20 protein-coding genes are annotated in these 21,849 nt (G+C 69.7%); 4 read left to right on the forward strand and 16 right to left on the reverse strand.

The window, feature by feature from the left end; translation table 11 throughout:
- Window positions 1-46: 46 nt before the first annotated feature.
- The 3 genes from QN315_RS02095 to QN315_RS02105 form a co-directional block, all read right to left on the reverse strand.
- Window positions 47-469 carry a hypothetical protein gene (locus QN315_RS02095; RefSeq protein WP_323993766.1) on the reverse strand — a complete coding sequence of 141 codons (423 nt, stop codon included), beginning with the start codon at window positions 467-469 and terminating at the stop codon, window positions 47-49.
- A gap of 60 nt (window positions 470-529) precedes the next feature.
- Window positions 530-1,714, reverse strand: coding sequence for a nicotinate phosphoribosyltransferase (locus QN315_RS02100; protein WP_323991294.1), 1,185 nt, complete (start codon window positions 1,712-1,714; stop codon window positions 530-532).
- Window positions 1,715-1,776: 62 nt separating this feature from the next.
- Window positions 1,777-3,195, reverse strand: coding sequence for a class II 3-deoxy-7-phosphoheptulonate synthase (locus tag QN315_RS02105; protein WP_176639560.1), 1,419 nt, complete (start codon window positions 3,193-3,195; stop codon window positions 1,777-1,779).
- 335 nt (window positions 3,196-3,530) lie between these two features.
- On the opposite strand from QN315_RS02105, the gene QN315_RS02110 reads away from it, so the two are divergent.
- Window positions 3,531-3,953: a hypothetical protein gene (locus QN315_RS02110; protein WP_323991295.1), complete on the forward strand. Its 423-nt coding sequence runs from the start codon at window positions 3,531-3,533 to the stop codon at window positions 3,951-3,953.
- 85 nt (window positions 3,954-4,038) lie between these two features.
- Here the strand turns inward: QN315_RS02110 and gorA are convergent, their stop codons facing one another.
- Window positions 4,039-5,466, reverse strand: coding sequence for a glutathione-disulfide reductase (gene gorA / locus QN315_RS02115; protein WP_323991296.1), 1,428 nt, complete (start codon window positions 5,464-5,466; stop codon window positions 4,039-4,041).
- Between the two features lie 65 nt (window positions 5,467-5,531).
- On the reverse strand, window positions 5,532-6,410 hold the full coding sequence (locus QN315_RS02120) for a ferredoxin--NADP reductase (protein ID WP_323991297.1): 879 nt from the start codon (window positions 6,408-6,410) through the stop codon (window positions 5,532-5,534).
- Window positions 6,411-6,614: 204 nt separating this feature from the next.
- Here QN315_RS02120 and QN315_RS02125 point away from each other — a divergent pair, with 204 nt between their 5' ends.
- Window positions 6,615-9,140, forward strand: coding sequence for a helicase-related protein (locus QN315_RS02125; RefSeq protein ID WP_323991298.1), 2,526 nt, complete (start codon window positions 6,615-6,617; stop codon window positions 9,138-9,140).
- On the opposite strand, the gene serS is transcribed toward QN315_RS02125, so the two are convergent.
- From serS to QN315_RS02165, 8 genes are all read right to left on the reverse strand, one after another.
- On the reverse strand, window positions 9,127-10,401 hold the full coding sequence (gene serS / locus QN315_RS02130; protein WP_323991299.1) for a serine--tRNA ligase: 1,275 nt from the start codon (window positions 10,399-10,401) through the stop codon (window positions 9,127-9,129). The genes QN315_RS02125 and serS overlap by 14 nt on opposite strands.
- Window positions 10,394-11,218, reverse strand: a complete 825-nt coding sequence (gene tatC, locus QN315_RS02135; RefSeq protein ID WP_176641737.1) for a twin-arginine translocase subunit TatC — start codon at window positions 11,216-11,218, stop codon at window positions 10,394-10,396. The genes serS and tatC overlap by 8 nt, the downstream gene beginning before the upstream one ends.
- 27 nt (window positions 11,219-11,245) lie before the next feature.
- Window positions 11,246-11,872, reverse strand: coding sequence for a Sec-independent protein translocase protein TatB (gene tatB / locus QN315_RS02140; RefSeq protein ID WP_323991300.1), 627 nt, complete (start codon window positions 11,870-11,872; stop codon window positions 11,246-11,248).
- Complete coding sequence (gene scpB / locus QN315_RS02145; protein WP_408904677.1) at window positions 11,865-12,596, reverse strand: SMC-Scp complex subunit ScpB; 732 nt, start codon at window positions 12,594-12,596, stop codon at window positions 11,865-11,867. Before scpB ends, tatB begins: the two co-directional genes overlap by 8 nt.
- A gap of 20 nt (window positions 12,597-12,616) precedes the next feature.
- The gene (locus tag QN315_RS02150) at window positions 12,617-13,486 is read right to left on the reverse strand and encodes a ScpA family protein (RefSeq protein ID WP_323993769.1); all 870 of its coding nucleotides are present in this window, start codon (window positions 13,484-13,486) and stop codon (window positions 12,617-12,619) included.
- A 115-nt stretch (window positions 13,487-13,601) separates the two neighbouring features.
- Complete coding sequence (locus tag QN315_RS02155) at window positions 13,602-14,498, reverse strand: SPOR domain-containing protein (RefSeq protein WP_323991302.1); 897 nt, start codon at window positions 14,496-14,498, stop codon at window positions 13,602-13,604.
- Window positions 14,495-16,288 (reverse strand): arginine--tRNA ligase, encoded by a 1,794-nt coding sequence (gene argS, locus QN315_RS02160; RefSeq protein ID WP_323991303.1) that lies wholly within the window; start codon window positions 16,286-16,288, stop codon window positions 14,495-14,497. Before argS ends, QN315_RS02155 begins: the two co-directional genes overlap by 4 nt.
- Before the next feature lie 64 nt (window positions 16,289-16,352).
- Window positions 16,353-17,555, reverse strand: coding sequence for a deoxyguanosinetriphosphate triphosphohydrolase (locus QN315_RS02165; protein ID WP_323991304.1), 1,203 nt, complete (start codon window positions 17,553-17,555; stop codon window positions 16,353-16,355).
- Between the two features lie 177 nt (window positions 17,556-17,732).
- On the opposite strand from QN315_RS02165, the gene QN315_RS02170 reads away from it, so the two are divergent.
- Both QN315_RS02170 and QN315_RS02175 read left to right on the forward strand, forming a co-directional pair.
- Entirely contained in the window at window positions 17,733-18,113 is a 381-nt protein-coding gene (locus tag QN315_RS02170) for an iron-sulfur cluster assembly accessory protein (protein WP_323991305.1), read from the forward strand.
- A 15-nt stretch (window positions 18,114-18,128) separates the two neighbouring features.
- Window positions 18,129-18,905 (forward strand): exodeoxyribonuclease III, encoded by a 777-nt coding sequence (locus QN315_RS02175; protein ID WP_323991306.1) that lies wholly within the window; start codon window positions 18,129-18,131, stop codon window positions 18,903-18,905.
- Window positions 18,906-19,027: 122 nt separating this feature from the next.
- Here QN315_RS02175 and QN315_RS02180 read toward each other — a convergent pair whose 3' ends face one another.
- The 3 genes from QN315_RS02180 to QN315_RS02190 all read right to left on the reverse strand — a co-directional run bounded on the left by QN315_RS02180 (window position 19,028) and on the right by QN315_RS02190 (window position 21,784).
- Window positions 19,028-19,366, reverse strand: coding sequence for a hypothetical protein (locus tag QN315_RS02180; protein ID WP_323991307.1), 339 nt, complete (start codon window positions 19,364-19,366; stop codon window positions 19,028-19,030).
- Window positions 19,367-19,475: 109 nt separating this feature from the next.
- A complete protein-coding gene (locus QN315_RS02185; RefSeq protein WP_323991308.1) occupies window positions 19,476-20,915 on the reverse strand; it encodes an amino acid permease in 1,440 nt (479 codons plus the stop codon).
- On the reverse strand, window positions 20,909-21,784 hold the full coding sequence (locus tag QN315_RS02190) for a cell envelope integrity EipB family protein (RefSeq protein WP_323991309.1): 876 nt from the start codon (window positions 21,782-21,784) through the stop codon (window positions 20,909-20,911). Before QN315_RS02190 ends, QN315_RS02185 begins: the two co-directional genes overlap by 7 nt.
- Window positions 21,785-21,849: the final 65 nt, after the last annotated feature.

Genomic DNA, 21,849 nt, shown 5'->3' on the forward strand with positions numbered 1-21,849 from the left:
AAGGCCAGCGGCGACGCACCGTCGCGCAGCCGGACGACGAAACCGCTTATTCGTCCCCGTCTTCCGCTTCGTCCCCCTTCGCGTCGCCCTCGTCGTCCTCGACCAGGCGCCTGGGGTCCAGGGCGCGCCAATCACGCTCCATCGGCGTCGCGGCATGGGCCGAGAAATCGTCCAGCTCGTTCGCCGAACGCCAGCCCTCGTCCCCGGCATCGACGATCTCGGCATCCTCGCCGAAGGACATCCATGCCTGCAGCACCTCGCGCGGGCCCGCGCCCGCAACGCGGCAGCGTTCCATGCTGTCGCGCACATAGGCCCGGGCGAAGGCATTGGCATGGGCCAGGTCGAGGAAACCCGAAACCTCCTCGACGATGCCTTCTTCCGCCCCGCCGGACAGGTCGAGAATGCGGACCCGCCAACCCGCATCGGCTGCCGGATCTGCCCCCGGGTCTGCCTGATCGGAAGGGGACAGAGTATCGTGTGGATCGCTCAAGGGAAAATATCCGGTCAAAGAAAGGCTGGGAAAATGCGGTTACGACGCAGACGGCACCGCGCGGTCGCGCGCCTTGCGCAGCAGGAATTCGCGCCCCACCTTCACCAGCGGCTGGCCGTCATAGGACACGATGTCGGCGGTGGCATAGGTCTCCGACCACCGGTCGGGGATGAAGGAACCGGTGCCGACGACGTCGATCGGGGCATGGGCATCGGCCATGACCATGCATTTCTCGACGCTGAAGCCCGACGAGACGATGATCCGCACCTTGGCGAATCCCGCTTCGTTCAGCGCCTCGCGCATGCGCCAGACGGCAGCGGCCGAAACCCCGGTGCCGACCAGGTGGCGCAGTTCGGTGTCCGAGCGATAGCGGCGGATGGTGCCCGGCGTGTTGCGCTCCAGCGCGGCATAGGACGATTGCGGGTCCAGCCCCTCCAGGAAGCGGCCGCCATGCGTGTCCAGCCGCACCGCGACGCGGCCGGCCGCCGCCAGGTCGGGAAAGGCGCGGCAGACCTCCAGCGCATCGGTGATCTCGCGCCCGAAATAATCGACCAGCACGACCAGGTCGGAATCGGGATAGGTCTCGTGGAACATCTCCGCCGCACGCAGGGTCGACCCCGCATAGCCTACCAGCGCGTGGGGCATGGTACCCAGGCCCGGCAGGTCACCGAAGAATCCGGCCGTCGCGTCGTTCGCCCCGCCGACGAAGCCCAGCGCGCCCTCGCGCTGCGCCGCCCGGCTGCCGACCGACGCGGCATAGGCCATCTGCTCCTGCATCTCGAACCCCGCGCAATGCCGGGCTTCCATGGCCAGGAAACGCACGCCGGGCAGCGCCAGCGCCATCTGATAGGCATTGTGCGCGGCGACGCAGGGCGGTCCCAGCTTCTGCAGCAGCAGAGTCTCCAGCGGCGCCAGCGCCGCGAACGAACCGGTGACGTAGACCAGCGGCTCACCCGCGCCGACCCAGGCGCCTTCGGGGCACATGACCTCGTGCGTGATCGCGATGCCGCGCGCCCGCGCCACGTTTTCCAGCCACGAGGTCATCAGCCTCGGGGCCGAGATGACCGGCCGGCGGATGAACATGGCATAGGTTACCTGCCGGTCGCCGAAGCGGGTCACGATCTCCCGCGTCCGGTTGAAATAGGCGTCTGTCCGCGCGGCGATCGTCCCGTCATCCAGGGCCTGAGACGGTCCGAAAGCCTCGTTTTCGTGTGCTGCGGACATTCTTCCTCCGTATTCTTTATTCTTTCGCCGCGACGTTGCCGGTCGCGGCGTTCATCGCGTGCTTATGCGGCCTCCGATCCCTTCGCCGAATCCCGCACCGGCGTCCCGCGCAGGCGGGTCGTCAGTTCCTCGGCCAGCAGGAAGGCCATTTCCAGCGACTGCTCGGCATTCAGCCGCGGATCGCAGAACGTCTCATAGCGTTCACCAAGATCGGCCTCCGTCAAGCGGTGGGCCCCCCCCACGCATTCGGTGACGTCCTGGCCGGTCATCTCGACATGCACCCCGCCGGGATGGGCGCCCTCGGCCTGGAACACGTCGAAAAAGCCGCGAATCTCGGCCAGGATGGCCTCGAACGACCGGGTCTTGATCTTGTTGACGGTCGAAATCGTGTTGCCGTGCATCGGATCGCACAACCACGTGACCGTGCGGCCCGACGCCATGACCTTGCGCAGCAGCGGCGGCAGGTGCCTGCCCACGCCCTCGGCCCCCATGCGTGAGATCAGCGAGATCCGCCCGGCCTCGTCCTGCGGGTTCAGGATGTCCAGCAGCCGCTCCAGGTCGTCGATCGTCGTGCTGGGCCCGACCTTGATGCCGATCGGATTGCGCACGCCGCGCAGGAACTCGACATGCGCGCCGTCCGGCTGGCGGGTGCGGTCGCCGATCCAGACGAAATGCGCCGAACAATCGTACCATTCGCCCGAGGTCGAATCGATTCGCGTCAGCGCCTGCTCGTACGGCAGCAGCAGCGCCTCGTGCGAGGTATAGAACTCGGTCTCGTCCATCTGGCGCGCGCCCGTCATGCCGCAGGCCGCCATGAAGGCCAGGGTCTCGTCGATGCGCTCGGCCAGCACGCCATAGCGCTGGGCCAGCGGCGAGCGCTCGACGAAGCCGAGATTCCAGCGATGGACCTCATGCAGGTTGGCATAGCCGCCGCCGGCGAAGGCCCGCAGCAGGTTCATCACCCCCGCCGACTGGAAATAGCCGGTCTCCATGCGCACCGGATCGGGAATGCGGGCCGCGGGCGTGAAATCCGGCCCGTTGATGATGTCGCCGCGATAGGACGGCAGGCTGGTCCCGCCGATCGTCTCGGTCTCGGACGACCGGGGCTTGGCATACTGCCCGGCCATGCGGCCGATCTTGATCACCGGCACCTTGGCGCCGAAGGTCAGCACCACCGCCATCTGCAGCAGCACGCGGAACGTGTCACGGACGATATCGGCGGTGAACTCGCCGAAGCTCTCGGCGCAGGCGCCGCCCTGCAGCACGAACGCCTTGCCGCGCGACGCCTCGGCCAGGCTGGCCTTCAGCCGCCGCGCCTCGCCGGCGAAGACCAGCGGCGGATAGCGGCGCAGCCGCTCCTCGACCGCGCGCAGCGCGTCCTGGTCGGGATAGGCCGGCACCTGGCGCACGGGAAACGACCGCCAGCTCTCCGGCGTCCAGGCCTGCCGGGAAGAACTGTTCTGTGTGTGCATCGCACTCATGGTCGGATCCTAAATTCCTCTGCTCGTCCGGCGGGACGCGACCGGATCGCCTTCCTCCCCGCCTTCCCCCCTGCCCCGATGGCCGGCCGTGCCGCTGGGGGCAGTCTTTATGTAGAAAATCCCGCGCCAACGCAAAGAGGATCGTCGCGTGCGGCCTGCAATACGCGTAAGGGAAGCGCGGGGCGGATCTTTTGGGCGTGCATCGCACCGGGGCGATCGGCTAGACCCGGCCCCAGGCCGACATGCGTGGCATGTGCCCGGCACGCGCCGGAATTTGCCGCGCCGCCGGACGCATGACATGCTGGCCGAAACCCGGAACTTCGGAGGGATGATCGATGGTGGCCACGCTTCGCACGGCCCTGTATTCGCGCCTGGCAGCGTCAGCTTTGGCCGCAGCCGCTCTTCTCGCAACGCCCGCGCTTGTCACGCCGGCGCTCGTCACGCCGGCCCTGGCCGCCCCGGACCAGCCCGGCACGAGCGGCACGACCGGTGCCCAATCCACCGCGCAGGGCATCGAATCCCCCGGCGGCGAGCATCTGACGGTCAAGGGCCGGCACTCCCTGCCGCCCGGCTACCAGGACGCGCCGTCGATGGACCTGACCCATGGGCCAGACCCCGACCATGACGCCAACGTGCATCGCGACGCGGTCACCGGCAGCGACCTGTCACGCTTCGGCAGCGCCTATCAGGGCAGCGGCCCCTACGGCCAGGGCCAGCTCGGGGATTCCACAGGGAACGGCTGGGTCACCCCCCGCTGAACTTTGCCTGTAAACGCGCGCTGGCGGCGATCCGACGCGGCTTTGCCCCGCTCCGATGCGCGCGGCCGGCCACGCCGGCCGGACTTCAATCGTCCTGGCGTTCGGTCACCCGGGTGCGAGTGCGCATGGTGACGAATTCCTCGGCCGAGGTCGGATGGATGCCCACCGTGCGGTCGAAATCCGCCTTGGTCAGGCCGGCGGTCACCGCGATCGCCAGGCCCTGCATCATTTCCGGCGCGTCATCGCCGATCATGTGCGCCCCCACCACGCGCTGCGTTCCCTGATCCACCACCAGCTTCATCACCGTCTTGCGCGACCGGCCGCTCAGCGTGTGGCGCATGGGGGTGAAACGGGCCAGATAAATGTCCACCGCGCCTTCCACGGCCGCTTCCGCCTCCGTCTGGCCCACACTGGCCAACGGCGGCGAGAAGAAGACGGCCTTGGGCGTCGTCTCCAGCGACCAGTGGCGCGGGCTGCCGGTACCGAACAGGCGGTCGGCCAGGTTATGGCCCTCGGCGATCGCCACCGGCGTCAGGTTCTGGCGGTTGGTCACGTCACCGATGGCATAGATGCCCGACGCGCTGGTCTCGCCGGCCTGATCGACCACGATGCGGCCATGGGCGGTGGTTTCCACCCCGGCACGGCGTAACTCCAGCGAACGGACATTGGGCCGGCGGCCGGTGGCGAAGAACACGCAATCCGCGGCGATGCGCGACCCGTCATCCAGCAGCACCGCATATCCGCCTGCCCCGTCCCCGGCGTCCAGCGGCCGGATGGCGACGGGCGAGCGGTTCGGATGCTGGCGGATGCCGCGCGCCGCGATGGCGTCGCGCATCGCCGCGCGCATGTCCTGGTCGAACCCGCGCAGCGGCAGGTCCTGGCGGTAGACCAGATCGACCGACGAGCCCAGCCCCTGGAAGATGCCGGCGAATTCGATGCCGATATAGCCGCCGCCGACCATGCAGACACGCTGCGGCCGCGACGGAAGGTGGAATGCCTGGTCCGAGGAAATCGCATGGCCGATCCCCTCGATCTCCGGCAAATCGGGGCTGGAGCCGGTGGCGATCACGATCCGCTCGGCCGTCACCCGCCGCTCAGACGCGCCCTGGTCCAGAGCATGAGGGCCCAGAGCGCCGGGACCGATGATGACGGTATGCGCGTCCTCGAACCGGGCGGTGCCGGTGAACAGCGTCACGCCCGACTTTTCCAGCAGCGAGACATAGATGCCGTTCAGCCGCGCGATCTCACGGTCCTTGGCCGCGATCAGCGCGGCCCAGTCATGGGTGCCCGGCGCGACGTCCCAGCCGAAGCCCAGGCTGTCGGCCGCCAGGTCGGCATATTCGCTGGCCTGGACCATCAGCTTCTTGGGCACGCAGCCCAGATTGACGCAGGTTCCGCCCCAATGCCTGTTCTCGGCCACCGCCACGCGGGCACCATGGCTGGCGGCGATGCGCGCGCAGCGCACGCCGCCCGAGCCCCCGCCGATGACGAACAGGTCGAAATCATACGTCATGCAGATATCCCGATCACACGCTCGATCACCCAGTCCCCTGGCACGCGACGTCGCGAGCCCGGCCTTCAGCGCTCGGCGAAGGCCTTCTCGACGACATAGGCGCCGGGGTTGGAATTATTGCCCTCGTCGAAGCCCCTGGCCACCAGCATGGCCTCGGTGTCGGCCAGCATCTCCGGCGACCCGCAGATCATCACGCGGTCATGCTCCGGGTCCAGCGGCGGGATCTCCAGGTCGGCGAAGATCTTGCCGCTTTCGATCAGCTTGGTGATCCGGTCGGTGACGGCGAACGGCTCGCGCGTCACGGCGGGGTAGTACAACAGCTTGCCCGCCACATCCTCGCCCAGGAATTCGTGCTGCGGCAGCTCGTGGCGGATATGGTTGGCATAGGCCAGCTCGCCCGAGACGCGCACTGTATGGCTCAGGATCACCCGGTCGAACCGCTCATAGACCGTGGGGTCCTTGATCAGGCTCATGAACGGGGCCAGGCCGGTGCCGGTGGCCAGGAAATACAGGTTCCGCCCCGGACGCAGATTGTCCAGCAGCAGGGTTCCGGTGGGCTTGCGGCCGATCAGCACCCTGTCGCCCGGCTTGACGTGCCGCAGGCGCGAGGTCAGCGGTCCGTCGGGCACCGCGATCGACAGGAACTCCATCTGGTCTTCGTAGTTGGCGCTGGCGATGGAATAGGCACGCAGCAGCGGCTTGCCCTCGACCTCGATCCCGATCATCGCGAACTGCCCGTTCTCGAAGCGCAACGCGGCGTCGCGGGTGGTGGTGAAGCTGAACAGCCGGTCCGTCCAATGATGGACGCTCAGCACCGTTTCGGCATTCAGATGGCCATAGGTCTTGGTCGGCTCGGCCAGATGATACACGCCCGCCTTGCCCGCGACGGGCTCCAGACCGGTGGGAACGGTCCCGGTGGCTTGCGTCATCAACATATCGGACATGGTGTCAAACTCTCCCGTTCAGGGCTGGGATTCGCATCGATCACGACCCGCGGCGGACGCCCCGTTCGTGCAAGAGGGTGAGATGTTTAAGCGCGCCGCGCCCCCGATACCAGCACAAATCCGTTATCCGACGATCGCGCGTCGGACAAGCGGGCCGCCCACAGGCGTGTTGTTCCCGCGCGCGGGATGGCGCACAAACCGGACATGACATCCGAATCCCCCGCCCGCCGCGCCGTCGAGGCCGCGCTCGCCGAAACCGGCCTGGCCGTCGAAACCCGCGAACTGCCGAAGCTGGAACGCACCGTCGCCCGCGCCCTGACCCCGGGCGAAGACCGCGTGGACGCCGCCACCTTCCGTCGGGCCCTCTGCGCCGTGCGGCGCAAGCCGTGGGGTTCGCGCCTGATGGACCTGACCCGCCGGTCGGGCGAGGTCTGGATCACCCGGGCGGACGCCGAGGCCGCCGTCGCCGGCATCGATGACCCCGAGCCCGGCGACGCACGCCTGCTGGCCGCCCTTGCGGATGTGGTGCGGGCCCGGCTGCGCGCAACCGCCGAAACGCCCGCGGCGGCACTGGAGACCATCCGCGCCGACCTGTTCGACGGTACCGGCCGCGTGCTCTCGCCCGCCGAGGTGGACATCCTGTCGCAGGCGATCGCGGGCGCCTTCGACCTGCCGCCCGACGCCGGTTTCATCGAGGATGTGCGCCGCACCGAACAGGCCCGGCACCAGGAGCATGAGGCGATCGAGCAGGCCGCCCGCGCCCGCCGGCGCGAGGAAGTGCGCCGCCTGCGCGCCTGGGAAGACAGCCTGGTGCCGTTCGCCGAGGTGCCGCGCCTGCTGCATTGCAGCCAGCGCGAGGCCCTGCGCTGGATCGCCGAGAACCGGCTGCCGGTAGCCCGCCGCGTGCCGCAGCCCGACGGCACCGAACGCTGGGAATTCGACCCCGAGGAACTGGTCGCGCTGCGCGCCCGCCTGCCGGAATGGCGGCGCGAGTCCTACGAGGCGGACATCCGCGGACGCGGGGCCCCGATCCCCGACCAGGGCACGCGCAAGGTCGGCAACGCGGTCATCGCCCGCGTGGCGGCGCTGGACCGCTACGCCGCGCATTTCAAGACCGCGCGGGCGCTCAAGCGGCGCATCACGCTGGTGATCGGACCGACCAACAGCGGCAAGTCCCACACGGCGCTGGAAGCCCTGGCCGGGGCCGAAAGCGGCATGGCCCTGGCGCCGCTGCGCCTGCTGGCCCACGAGTTCCGCGAGGCCCTGACGGCGCGCGGCGTGCCGACATCGCTGGCGACGGGCGAGGAACGGATCGACGTCCCCGGCAGCCGGCATCTGGCCGCCACCGTCGAGATGTGCCCGCTGCACAACCCGGTGGACGTCGCGATCGTCGACGAGGCGCAGATGCTGGCCGACCCCGACCGGGGCGCGGCCTGGACCGCGGCGATCATGGGCGCGCCCGCCCGGCACCTGTTCGTGCTGGGCGCGCCCGACTGCGTGCCGATGGTCCGGCGGATCGCCGAATTGTGCGGCGACCCGCTGGACGAGATCCGGCTGGAACGCAAAAGCCCGCTGGTGGTCGCCGGCCAGCCGGTGCGCATCCAGGACCTGCGCCCGCATGACGCGCTGATCGCCTTCTCGCGGCGCGAGGTGCTGGATTGGCGCGCCATGCTGCTGGCGCGGGGCCACCGGGTCGCCGTGGTCTACGGCGCGCTCAGCCCCGAGGTCCGCCGGGCCGAGGCGCAACGCTTCAACGATGGGCGGGCCGACATCCTGATCGCCACCGACGCGATCGGCATGGGGCTGAACCTGACCATCCGCCGGGTGATCTTCACCGCGCTGCGCAAGTTCGACGGCACCCAGACGCGCGACCTGACGTCGCAGGAAGTCAAGCAGATCGCCGGCCGCGCCGGACGATACGGCAAGCACGAGGAAGGAATCGTCTCGGTGATGGCCGATGCCGGCAGCCTGTCCTTCATCCGGACCATGCTGGCGGCCCCGCCCGACGACCTGCCCGATCTTCGCCCCCAGGTGCAGCCCGACGCCGACATCATCCAAGCCGTGGCGGCGGAAATCGGCTCGGACAGCCTGTTCGGCGTGCTGGCGCGCATCCGGCGCGCCGTGCTGCGGCGCGACGACCCGAACTACCGGCTGGCGAACATGGAACAGGCCTTCGCCATCGCCACCGCACTGGAAGGCGTCACCGGCCTGACCCTGGCCCAGCGCTGGGTCTATGCCATGTGCCCGGTCGACGACCGCGACAACGGCATCCAGCGCCTGGTCCACTGGGCGGCGGACCATGCCGCGGACCGCCCGGTCATCCCGCCCGGAACCGGCCGCCTGCCCCCGGCCGACCGTGCCGACCGGATGGAACTGGAACGCGCGGAAAAACGCCACAAGCGGCTGGTGGCCTGGCGTTGGCTGTCGATGCGCTTCCCCGATGCCTATCGCGCGCGCACCGAGGCCGAGGAGGCGACGGCCCGCCTGAATGACTGGATCGAGGACGTGCTGCGCCAGCAGAGCAGCCGCGGCCACGCCGCCGCCCACGACGCCCCGCGCGCGCCGCAGCCGCAGAAGCACGGCCGCCCGGACGGACGGCACGGCCACCGCAAGGGCGGCGCCAAGGCCGCGGACGGCCGGAACGGCGGCGACGGGATCGATCGGGGCGGCCGGCCCGGCGCGGGCCGCCCGGGGCGGAGACCGGCCGGGCGCGCGCCTATCGGGCGCTGACGACCGCCAGCCCATTCATATAGGGGCGCAGGGCCTGCGGCACGGTGATGCTGCCGTCGGCGTTCTGGTAATTTTCCATCACGGCGATCAGCGTCCGCCCCACCGCCAGGCCCGAACCGTTCAGCGTATGCACGAATTCCGGCGCCGCGTCCGTGCCGGGGCGATAGCGGGCATTCATCCGCCGCGCCTGGAAGTCCCGCGTGGTCGAGCACGAGGAAATCTCCCGCCAGGCCTGCTGCCCGGGCAGCCACGCCTCCAGGTCATAGGTGCGCGCCGCGCCGAATCCCGTATCGCCGGCGCAGAGCAGCATGCGGCGATAGGGAATACCCAGCCGCTCCAGCACCGTCTCGGCACAGCGCGTCATGCGCTCATGCTCGGCATCGCTGTCCTCGGCGCCGGTGATCGACACCATCTCGACCTTCTGGAACTGGTGCTGGCGCAGCATGCCGCGCGTGTCGCGCCCCGCCGCCCCGGCCTCGGAACGGAAGCACGCCGACAGGGCCACCAGGCGGCGCGGCAGGGCGGATGCCGGCAGGATCTCTCCGGCCACGCTGGCGGTCAGCGGCACCTCGGCAGTCGGGATCAGCCAGCGCCCGTCCTCGGTCCGGAAGGACTGGTCGGCGAATTTCGGCAGCTTGTCGGTGCCGAACATCGCGGCCTCGTTCACCAGCACGGGCACCGCCGTTTCGGTATAGCCATGCTCCTGCACATGCAGGTCCAGCATGAACTGCCCCAGCGCGCGCTCCATCCGCGCCAGCGCCCCGCGCAGCACCACGAAGCGCGTCCCCGACAATTTGGCGGCGGTCTCGAAATCCATCAGGCCCAGAGCCTCGCCCAGCGCGTAATGCTCGCGCGGCGCAAAGGCGAAATTCCGCCGCTCGCCCACCTCGTGCACCACGACATTGGCCGTCTCGTCGGCGCCGTCGGGCACCCCGTCATCCAGCCGGTTGGGCAGGGTGACCAGCGCATCGCGGATCTCGGCATCCAGTTCGCGGACCAGGATCTCCAGCCCCTCGATCTCCGCGCGCAGGCGGCCCCCCTCGGCTTCCAGCCCGGCGCTGTCGGCGCCGGTGCGGCGCAGTGCCCCGATCTCCTTCGACAGGGATTTGCGGCGGGCCTGCTTCTCCTGCAGGGTGGTCACGGCAGCGCGCCGATCCTCGTCCAGCCGGACGATCGTCGCGGCGACCGGGGCCTCGCCCCGGCGGGCCAGCGCCGCGTCGAAGGCGGCGGGGTCGGCGCGCAGGGCGCGAAGGTCATGCATCTGGTTTCTCCTGCTCGACATCCTCCAGGCGCCGTGGCTGGACGAGACGCGCACAGAAGATGGAAATTTCGTACAGACCGATCAACGGCACCGCCAGGCCGGTCTGGGTGATGATGTCGGGGGGCGTCAGGATCGCGGCGACGATAAAGGCCGCGACATAGGCATAGCGCCGGAACCGCGCCAGCATCTCGGCGGTGACGATGCCCACCCGCGCCAGCAGGGTCAGCACCACCGGCAGTTCGAACGCCACGCCGAAGGCCATGATCAGCTTCATGACCAGGGCCAGATATTCCGACACCTTGGCCTGAAGCTGGATCTGCAGGCCGTCCTGCCCGTCCGCCGTCTGGAAGGACAGGAAGAATTTCCATGCGAAGGGAAAGACGAAATAATAGGCCAGCGCCGCCCCCAGCACGAACATGACCGGCGTGGCCACCAGAAACGGCAGAAAGGCCCGCTTCTCGCTGCGATACAGGCCGGGGGCGATGAACATCCAGGCCTGCACCGCGATCATCGGAAAGGACAGGAACGCCGCGCCGAAGAACGCCACCTTGATATAGGTGAAGAACGCCTCGTACAGCGCGGTATAGATCAGGTGCGGCTGCTCGCCCTGCGCGCGCATCACCGTGCCCAGCGGCTGCGCCAGGAAGAGATAGATCCGCGACGAGAAATGATAGCACAGCAGGAAACACAGGCCGAAGGTCACCGCCGACCAGATCAGGCGCCGCCGCAGCTCGACCAGATGGTCCAGCAGCGGCATCGGCTTGTCGTCGATCGTGTCGCCCTCCAGGCGCGTGCCTTCCGGGTTGGCATTATCCATAAATGACGTTCCTAGAGCAGATCCCGTTCAGACGAAATCGTTTGAGCCCCGCCCTTCGACGAATTGCGTATCCGCGGCGCCGACGGCAACCCGCCGCGCCCCGTGCATCACCCGCACCGGCGGCAGGAAGGCCGGCGGACGCAGCCGCGCCCGGTCGGCGGCCAGCCGCCGGGCGACCGACGGCGGCAGCAGGGCCGGCGGCGAGCCCTCATTCTCGACCGGCGGATAGGCTGTCTCGGCATAGGACGCGACCGGCGTGGCATAGCCGTATTCATGCAGCCCGCCGGGGTCGAAACCCGCCAGGGTTCCGGACGGGGCCGCCATGTCCGCCGCCGCCGGGCGCGAGTGTTGGGGCGCCTCCGCCAGCGGCGATTCGTCCAGCGTGCGCCGGATCGAGCCGTCGCCGTCGATGGCCTGCATGATCTGGTTGCGCACGTTGAAGCGTCGCATGCGGTTGAATTCGTCCCGCGCGGCGGTCAGGTCGGCGTCGCGCACCATCTCATCGACATGGGACTGGAATTCCGCCGCCATCTTGCGGGCCTTCTTGATCAGGCCCGTGATGGTCCGGATCGCCACCGGCATGTCCTTGGGCCCGATCAGCAGCAGGGCGACCACCCCGATCAGCGCCATCTCGGACCAGGCGAAATTAAACATCGTCGGCCCCCTCGGCCAATATCGTCACTCCGGATTCCTCCCCGGACGCACCTGCCTCCGCCGTCCCGGGACCCTGCGGCACGGCGGACCCGGCATGGGCGCGCAGCGCGGGATTGTCCGGCACGTCGACCAGCAATTCCTCGCGCCGCGGCAGGTCGCGCAGGTCGCGCAGGCCGAAATGGCGCAGGAAATCGGCCGACGTCCCCCACAGGATCGGCCGGCCCGGCACCTCCTTGCGGCCGCGCGGCACGATCAGCGACGCCTCCAGCAGCGTGTCCAGCACCTGCTGGCTCAGCGAAACGCCGCGAATCTCCTCGATTTCGGCGCGGGTGCAGGGCTGGTGATAGGCGACGATGGCCAGCGTCTCCATGGTGGCGCGCGCCAGCCGCCGCGGCCGGTGCAGCACGCGGGTCAGGCGCGGCGCCAGGTCGGGCGCGGTGCGGAACTGCCAGCCGCCGGCCACCTGCACCGGCGCGACGCCGCGCCCGTCATACCGCGCGACCACCGCATCGATCACGCCGCGGACATAGGCGCCCAGATCCTCGATATCCGCCGGGACCTGGCCCTGGGCCTCCAGCAATTCGGCGATCACCCGCTCGGACACCGGATCGGCGCTGGCGAAGACCAGGGCCTCGACCAGCCGCACCGCCAGTTCGGGCGGCGCCGGCAACCCAGCAGGGAGGGCAGCAGGTGGGGCGGCAGGTGGGGCCGCGTCGGCAGCCATATCGGGGGTCCTCTCGTCGGTCATTCCGCCGCATCCATCCTGTCGGTGGCCGCTTCGCCCGCCGCTTGATCGCCCGCCGCCTGGTCATCGGCAGCCTGATCATTGGCGGTGGCCTGGCCCGCCGGATCGCAGGCCCGCAGCATGATGCGGCCGAAAATTTCCTCCTGCCGCAATTCGATCGCGCCGTTCCGCGCCAGTTCCAGCCCGGCGATCAGGGTGCCGGCCATGGCGGCCCGGCGCAGCCGGGTGCGCTCCAGGTCATCCTCGGCATCCAGCCCCGGACCGGATTCGGGCAGAAAGGAATCCAGCGCGCACCAGCCGGCGCCGGCACCGGTCCCGGGGATGGCCGCCTCGGTGCCCAGCAGCCGGTGCAGGCGGGCCAGCGCATCCTGCACCGTCCAGAATTGCAGGCGCCGCGGCTGATAGACCCGCTTGCGCGCCCCCCGGCGCATCGCCGCCATATAGGCGCCCATCAATTGCGGCAGGTCCAGCGCCAGGCCCGAACGGTCGATTTCGGTCAGGTCCTCGCGCTCGCCCCGGGCAAAGACGTCGCGGCCCAGTTGCGGCCGGACCGCCAACCATTCCGCGGCCTGGCCGATCCGCGCCAGTTCCAGCAGGCGCGCCTGCAGCAATTCGGCCGCGTCCTCGGCATCTTCGCCGCCACCCTCCTCGGCCGGCAGCAGCAGCCGCGATTTCAGCCAGGCCAGCCAGGCGGCCATGACCAGCCAGTCCGCCGCCAGTTCCAGCCGGATGCGCCGCGCCGATTCCACGATGGCCAGATATTGCTCGACCAGTTGCAGGATCGAGATGCGCGCCAGATCGACCTTCTGCGCGCGCGCCAGCTCCAGCAGCAGGTCCAGCGGCCCCTCGAACCCGTCCAGGCGCAGCATGGGCGCGGTCAGCCCCTCGGCCAGTCCATCGGCCAACCCGCCGGCCAACCCATCGACGGGCTCGCCCGGCAGGTCGCGATCGTGGAACGGGGCCGCCTGCCGCACCGGACGCGCTCTAGAAACCGGCCAGGGCGCAGGCCAGGCCGTTCAGCCGCACATGCTCGCAGAACGAGGTCGCCTGCGCGATGCTGGCAAAACCACGGGTCCGCAGCCGATAAAAGACCGCGCCATTGCGCTCGGTCCGTTCGATGATCGGCTCGTGCCCGGCGAACAGGTCGGGATAATGCTGGACCAGGCGCGCCCATTCCTTCTGCGCCGCCACCTCGGAATCGAGGGCGGCAAGCTGCACCCCGTAACGCCCGCCCGCCGGCGTGACGGATGGGGCGCCAGGCGGCGCGGGAGATGGCGCGACGGGCGCAGAAGACGGCGCCGCGACCGGGGGCGCAACAGGCGCGGGGCCAGCAACGGGCGCCTGAACGGGCGCCGCGACAGGCGCCGCCGCCGTGGCGGACCCCGCGGCAGGCTTCATGACAGGCTCCGCGGCAGGCGAATTGACTGGCGAATTAACGGGCGCGGACGGCGCCGCGGCGGGCGGCTCGCCATATTGCCGGGCCAACTGGTCGGGACGCGGCTGTTCCGGCAGCGGGGCCAGATGCGCGGCCGACCCGTCATCGGCGGTCGGGGCCTCGGCGCCCAGGACCTGCATGCCGCCCGGATCGAGCGGCCGCACCCGCACCGGCCCCGGCGGCGGCCCCAGCACCGGAATGCCCGACGGCTGGTGGCCGACCAGCGCCCAGCCGCCGATGCCCAGCACCAGCAGACCGCCCAGCCCCGCTGCGCCATAGGCCAGGCGCCGCGTCAGGGGATCGGACCCCAGCAGCCCTTCGAGCACGCCGCGACGCGGACGGGCGCGGCGGGGCGGCGCGTCGTCGTAATCGGCGCTCATGCGCTCGCGGGCGCGGCTCAGCCGCTCCGCATGGGGATCGCGATCCAGGGGATCGGTATCGTTCATCGCATTTCCTCGACCGGCTCGACCCCCAGCACCGCCAGGCCGGACCGGATGACCGTGGCCGTGGCCTCGACCAGCGCCAGCTTCGCCCGGGTCGCCGCCGGATCGTCCTCTTGCAGGAACCGCAATGTCGCATCATCGCGGCCGCGATTCCACAACGTATGAAAATCGCCCGCCAACTCACCGAGATAAAAGGCGATTCGGTGCGGCTCATGCGCCAGCGCCGCGCCTTCGACCGTTCGGGGCCATTGCGCGATCCGCCGCAGCAGCGCCAGTTCGGCATCCGAATCCAGGCCGTCCAGGTCCGCATCGGCCAGGGCGGCGGGGGTCACCTGCTGCGCGCCCAGCATCTCCTGCGCCGCCCGCAGCACCGAACGGCAGCGCGCATGGGCGTACTGAACGTAGAAGACCGGGTTGTCGCGCGTCTGGGCGACGACCTGGTCCAGGTCGAATTCCATCTGGGCGTCGGCCTTGCGCGTCAGCATGGTAAAGCGCACCGCATCGCGCCCCACCTCGTCGATCAGGTCGCGCAGCGTGACGAAGGTCCCGGCGCGCTTGGACATCCGCACCGGCTGCCCCTCGCGGACGATCCGCACGATCTGGCACAGCAGCACGTCGAAATCGGGCGCGCGCCCGCCATCCGACAGGGCCTTCACCGCCGCCTTCATGCGGGTGACATAGCCGCCATGGTCGGCGCCCCAGACATCGATCAGCACGTCCGCGCCCCGGCGGACCTTGTCGTCGTGATAGCCGATATCATTGGCGAAATAGGTGTTCGACCCGTCCGACTTGCGCAGCGGCCGGTCCACGTCGTCACCGAACTCTGTCGCCCGGAACAGGGTCTGGGGCCGCGCCTCCCAATCATCGGGCAGCTTGCCCTTCGGCGGCTCCAGAACGCCTTCATACAGCAGGCCCTGCGCGTCCAGCCGGGCGATGGCCCGGTCGGTCACCCCGTCGGCCAGGATCCGCGCCTCGCTGGTGAACACGTCGTGATGCACGCCCAGCGCGTCCAGATCCTCGCGGATCAGGCGCATCATCTCGGCCACCACGAAGGATTTGACCGTGGGCAGCCAATGTTCCGGCGCGGCGGGCTGTCCGTCGGGCTCGGCCAGCCCCGTGCCGTGATGCTGCGCCAGCGCGGCGCCGACCGGCACCAGGTAATCGCCGCCATACTGGATGCCGCCGGGCACCAGGGCGGCGAATTGCTCCTGCGTCATGGTGGTGCCGATGGCCTGCAGGTACCGCCAATAGGCCGCCCAGGCCAGCGCGATCACCTGCGCCCCGGCATCGTTGATGTAATATTCCTTGGTCACCGCATAGCCGGCCTTGGCCAGCAGGTTGGCCAGCGCGTCGCCGACCACCGCGCCCCGGCAATGGCCGACATGCATCGGCCCGGTCGGGTTGGCCGAGACATATTCGACATTGACCCGCACCCCCTGCCCCAGCACGGCGTCGCCATAGGATTCGCCGGCCCGCAGCACGTCCCGCGCCACCGCGCGCAGCACGGCTTCATCCAGCGTCATATTGACGAATCCCGGCCCGGCCGGTTCGGCGTGGGCGATCCCCGGCACCGACGCCAGCGCCGCCGCCAGTTCCGCCGCGATCTCGGCCGGCCGGCGGCGGGCGATCCTGGCGACCAGCAGGGCGGCGTTGGTCGCCATGTCGCCATGGGCCGGATCGCGCGCGGGCGTCAGCTCGACCCGCGCCGCCACCTCGTCCGGCAGGTCCGGAACGATCCGTCGCAGGGCATCGCGCACGTGCGAGAGATAGCGGACGAACAGGCTGTCGGACATGCGATACGGTTCCACTCTGGACTGGTACTGATGACTGGCTGCTGATGATGGACGATCGGGCGTTTCAGCCCGGCACGGACAGATCCGTCAACCGCCGATGTTCCTCCATCGCGAATCGGTCCGTCATACCGGCTATATAATCCGCCACGACGCGGTGCGCACCGGTCCGATCGGTCCCCTGCGCCTGCTGCCGCCACCCGTCCGGCAGCAGCGACAGGTCCGCGGCCAGGATCGAGAAGATCGATTCGACCGCCATGCGGGCCTTGCGCGTCATGCGATTGACCCGCCAGTGGCGATAAAGCCGCGCATAGAGAAAGCCGCGAATCGCCCCATTGTCGCGCGCCATGGCCGGGCTGTAGGCCACGACCGGGGCGGCGGCGCGCCGGACATCCTCGGCCGAGGCCGGGGCCAGTTCCTCGAGATTCCGCCGCGTCTGCCCGGTCAGGTCGACCGCCAGCGCATTGATCACCCGGCGGATGGTCTCATGCCGGATCCGGTCGTCGACCTGCAATTCCGCCCGCATGTCCGCGCTCATATCCCTTCCACCCCGGGGCGGTTCCGCCTCGCCGGCCAGCCGGCGCACCTGCGCCAGCGCGTCGCCGACGACCGGCAGGCCCGCCAGGTCCGACAGGCACAGCAGGCCGGCGCGCAGCCCGTCATCCAGGTCATGGGCGTGATAGGCGATATCGTCCGCCATGGCGGCGATCTGCGCCTCGACCGGCGCGTAGCATCCCAGCTCCAGCCCCAGCATCCCGGCATAGCGGGCGACATAGCCGGTGGGATGATCGACCGGCCCGTTATGCTTGATCAGCCCCTCCAGCGTCTCCCACGTCAGGTTCAACCCGTCGAAGCCGAAATAGCGGCGCTCCAGCTTGGTCACCTGGCGCAGGGTCTGGGTATTGTGGTCGAAGCCGCCCCACTCGCCCATCGCGGCGGCCAGCGCGTCCTCGCCGGCATGGCCGAACGGGGTGTGGCCCAGATCATGCGCCAGCGCCAGGGTTTCGGTCAGGTCCTCGTCCACGCGCAGATTGCGGGCGATGGAGCGGGCGATCTGCGCGACCTCCAGCGAATGGGTCAGGCGCGTGCGGAAGAAATCCCCCTGATGGTTGACGAAGACCTGGGTCTTGTATTGCAGCGTGCGGAACCCGGCGGAATGCAGGATGCGGTCGCGGTCGCGCTGCCACGGGGTGCGGCTGGGCGATTCGGCTTCGGGATGGAGCCTGCCGCGCGCGGTGGCGGTCTGGACAGCATAGGGGGCGATGCTCATATTGGTCTCAATCCCGCATGGGCGGCGTGCCCGACCGCCGGACGGGCCGGTCGCGCCTCCTGTGTCGATACCCTGCCCCGCGCCGCAAGACCAGTGCGCCCGGCTAGTGCCCGGCTAGTGCTACGACCCTGGCGCGCCACCTTGGCGCGCCGCACGATGATGGTGAACCCGATGGACATGACGCACCCCGACTCCCGACCGGACGCCAGCTTCCGCGTTTCCCCCCAGGCCGTCGCCCGGCTCGAGGAAATCGTGGCCGCACAGCCGGCGGCGGGTGCGGTGGAGCAGGACATAGGCACCCCCGGCTTGCGCGTCAGTGTGCTGGCCGGGGGCTGCAACGGGTTTCAGTACCAGTTCGCGCTCGACGACGCGGTGCGCGCCGACGATACGGTCATTCCGGCCGGCCGGACGCGCGTCTTGGTCGATTCCGCCAGCCTGGACCTGCTGGCGGGGGCCGAGCTGCATTTCACCGACGCGCTGATGGGCGCGCATTTCACGGTCCGCAATCCCAACGCCACCTCGTCCTGCGGCTGCGGCACCAGCTTCTCCATCGACTGATCCGCCGATCCCCTCATGAAAATCGCAAGCTGGAACGTCAATTCCGTTCGCCAGCGCCAAAGCCATGTCCTGGACTGGCTGGCGCTGGAAAAGCCCGACCTGCTGGGATTGCAGGAAATCAAGTGCGAGGACGGCGCCTTCCCCGCCGACGCATTCCGCGACGCGGGATACGAATCGGTGGTGGTGGGGCAGAAAAGCTATAACGGGGTCGCCATCCTGTCCCGGGTGCCGTTTTCCGTCACCGCCCGCGCCCTGCCCTTCCTGGCGGACGACATGCCGCAGGCCCGCTATGTCGAAATCGAGGCCGAGGGCCTGACCTTCGGCAATCTGTATCTTCCGAACGGCAATTCGGGCGGCAGCGCGGGGTACGAGGCCAAGCTGGCCTTCATGGAGGCCCTGGCCCTGCACGCCCAGTCCCTGCTGGCGACGGGGCGGGATTTCATCCTGGCCGGCGATTACAATGTCTGCCCGACCGACCAGGACTGCGCCCCCGGCGCCCTGCCGCCCACCGACGCGCTGCTGCGCCCGGAAACCCGCGCGGCCTTCCGCCGGCTGGTCTGGCTGGGCCTGACCGACGCGGTGCGGGCGCTGCATCCGCACGGGCGCTATTACACGTTCTGGGACTATCAGGCCGGGGCCTGGCCGCGCGATTGCGGGCTCAGGATCGACCACGCGCTACTGTCGCCCCGCATCGCCGAACGGCTGCTCAGCGCCCAGCCCGACCGGGACGAGCGCGGGCGCGCCCAGCCCTCGGATCACGTGCCGCTGGTGGTTACCCTGGCCGCCCCCTGAAGGGCCGCCCCACACAAAAACGCGCAAAAAAGCGGGGCCGGGTTCCCCCGGCCCCAATCCCTCGACCCCAATCCCCTTGACCCGGCCCCTCGACCCGGCCCCTTGACCGAACCCTGGAACCGTCAGCGCCAGCCGGGACGCACCCAGACCCAGCGCGGACCACGCCGCATCCAATGGCCCCCTCCCCAGGCGCCGCGCGCGCCATAGCGCACATAGCGGCCCGGCACCCAGACATAGCTGCCATTGACCCAGTCCCAGCCTCCGCGGCGCCAGACCCACTCCGGACCACGGGGCGGCGGTATGATTTCGGCACGCGGCGGCGGCAGCGGCGGCGGGGCCCAGCCCGGGGCGACCGGGCCATAGACCTGCGCCTGGGCCGAGGTCGCGTCATAGGTCACGAACGCACCGCCCATCATCACACCCAGCGCCAGGACGGCGCGGCGGAGAGTCTGCCTGCTCATTCCAAATCTTCTCCTGCATCCGGACGGGCCGGTGCCCGCTCCGTCGCCGTCACTCTGGCCCGGCCATCATGGCGCGTGAATGGCAAAATGTGCCCGCTTGTAACACGCTTCATTCCGGCGCCGCCCGGTCGTCCGTCCCGCGCCCCCGGCGCGGCACGATCATCCCCAGCGCCAGGATCAGAACCAGCGTGACGCTTCCCAGCTCGATCTGCACCCGTGTATCGGGCGTCAGCATCATCGTCGCCATCACCAGCAGGATGGCGCCCACCGTCAGCCAGGACAGATAGGGATAGAGCAGCATCGGAAAGGCCGGCCTCCGCCCCGCGCGGCGCATCCGCCCGCGCAGCGCGATCTGCGCGAACACGACCATCAGGTAATCGAACAGGATGATCGCGCCCGAGGCATTCAGCAGGAAACCGAACACCTCGCCCGGAAAGGTCGCGGCGATCACCGTCAGGGCCGCGCCCACCGCCGCGCCGAAGGAAATCGCCCGGCGCGGCGCGCCGCTGGGCCCGACATGCACCAGCCGGCCGGGCGCATCGCCATGCGCCGCCATCTCGAAGAGAATGCGCGACGTCACGTACAGCGTGGAATTGAGGCAGGACGCGATCGCCACCAGCACCACCAGCGTCATCGCGCCCTCGGCGCCCGGAATGCCGATCCGGTGCAGCACGTCCAGAAAGGGCGAGTGCCCCGGCCGCACCTGGTTCCAGGGAATCAGGCACAGGATGACGCCCAGCGAGCCCATATAGAACAGCATGACGCGGATCACGACGGTGCGGATCGCCTGGACGATGTTGCGCGCCGGGTCGGTGGTCTCCGCCGCCGCCACCGTGGCGATCTCGGCCCCGGCGAAGGTGAACAGGATCGCCGGCAGCAGCGCCAGTGACGCGCTGAACCCATGCGGCATGAAACCGCCCTGGTCCCACAGATGCGCGATCCCGCCATGCAGAGGCGGGCCGATCACCCCGAACAGCGCCAGCCCCGCCACGATGGTGAACAGGCCGATCGCGCTGATCTTCAGCAGCGAGAACCAGAATTCGAACTCGCCATAGCCTCGGACCGAGAACATGTTCACGCCCGTCATCAGCCCGATCAGCCCCAGCGCCACCGGCAATTGGGCCACGCCCAGCATCGGCGCGACGATCAGCGCGGCGGCCTTGGCCTCGACCGACGTCACGACCACCCAGAACAGCCAGTACGACCATCCGGTGACGAAGGCCGCACGTCCGCCTAGCCCGCGGCGGACATGGCCGACGAACGACCCGGCATCGGGGCAGTCGATCGCCATCTCGCCCAGCATGCGCATGACCATGAACACGATCAGCCCGGCCAGCAGATAGGACAGCAGCACCAGCGGCCCCGCCCCCCGGATCATCACCGACGTGTTGACGAACAGCCCGGCGCCGATCATGCCGCCGATCGCGATCATCGAAACATGGCGGCTGCGCAACGAATGGGCCAGGCCGCCGCCGCTGGACACCGCCGCGCGCGTGGGCTCAGCGCTTGGGGGCGCGGCATCCCCCGCCTGTCCAACCCGATTCAGCACCGGTGCCTGTCCCCGCCCGGCGGAACGCTGCCGAGCGAGAAGCTGCGCAAGGTTCCGCGCATGGTGAAATCCCCGAAATCCATGTCCAACTGGTCCGATACGCCGTTCGCGAAATAGCGCATGCCGATCGCGTAATCCGGGCGCATATCGTGCGAGGACGGGGTGTAGAACGCCACGTGCACCCGGCCCGACGGCAGGTGCGCCAGCGCCGGAAAGCCGCTGGACGACGGCGGTCCCCCCCAGCCCAGCAACATCACATAGGTGTATTGCGCCCCGTCATCGCCGGTGCCGTCGAACAGCATGGGACTGATGGACGGCGCGCCGCTCCCGGCCGCGCGGATGATCGCGGCGGTATGCGCCATCGGGAACAGCGTGCCGGCCGGCAGCTTCACGCTGTGCGGCACGGGCTGGGTATAATGGATTTCCCCGCCCGACGGCCCCGTCGTCGCCTCGCCCATCACGCGGGTGACGGGCCGCCCGTCCGAGGTCTGGACGGTCCGGAAGACCAGGTGCCGCCCGTCCTTCGATTCCAGGGTCGCGTAGTCCGACACCAGGCTGGTCACGCCGCCCGAGCGCGACACGGTCTGCAACCGCAATTCCTGCTGGGTCGACCATGCGGTACAGGCATCGGTGACGGCATAGGTCATGGTGCCGCTGGCCGAGACCGTGTCCCCGCCCTTGATCGTCGCCAATGTCAGGTCATAGGCCGCGCGATGCGGGGCCAGACGGATATCGGGCGCCGCCCGCGCCACCATGACCGTACCGGCCATGATCGTGCCGGACAAGATCGCCGCCAGCAGCACACCCCCCGGAAAAGGCGCCGTCCAGGCACGCCCGAAATCCGTCCAATCGCCGCTTCGCCCCGTCATTCCGCCAGCAGACCCGATTGCGGCGCGGCATGCAACAGCGCAGTGCCCCCCACCCCCGCGCCGGA

Source organism: Nguyenibacter sp. L1 (assembly GCF_035199985.1).
Classification (GTDB): Bacteria; Pseudomonadota; Alphaproteobacteria; order Acetobacterales; family Acetobacteraceae; genus Gluconacetobacter; species Gluconacetobacter vanlangensis.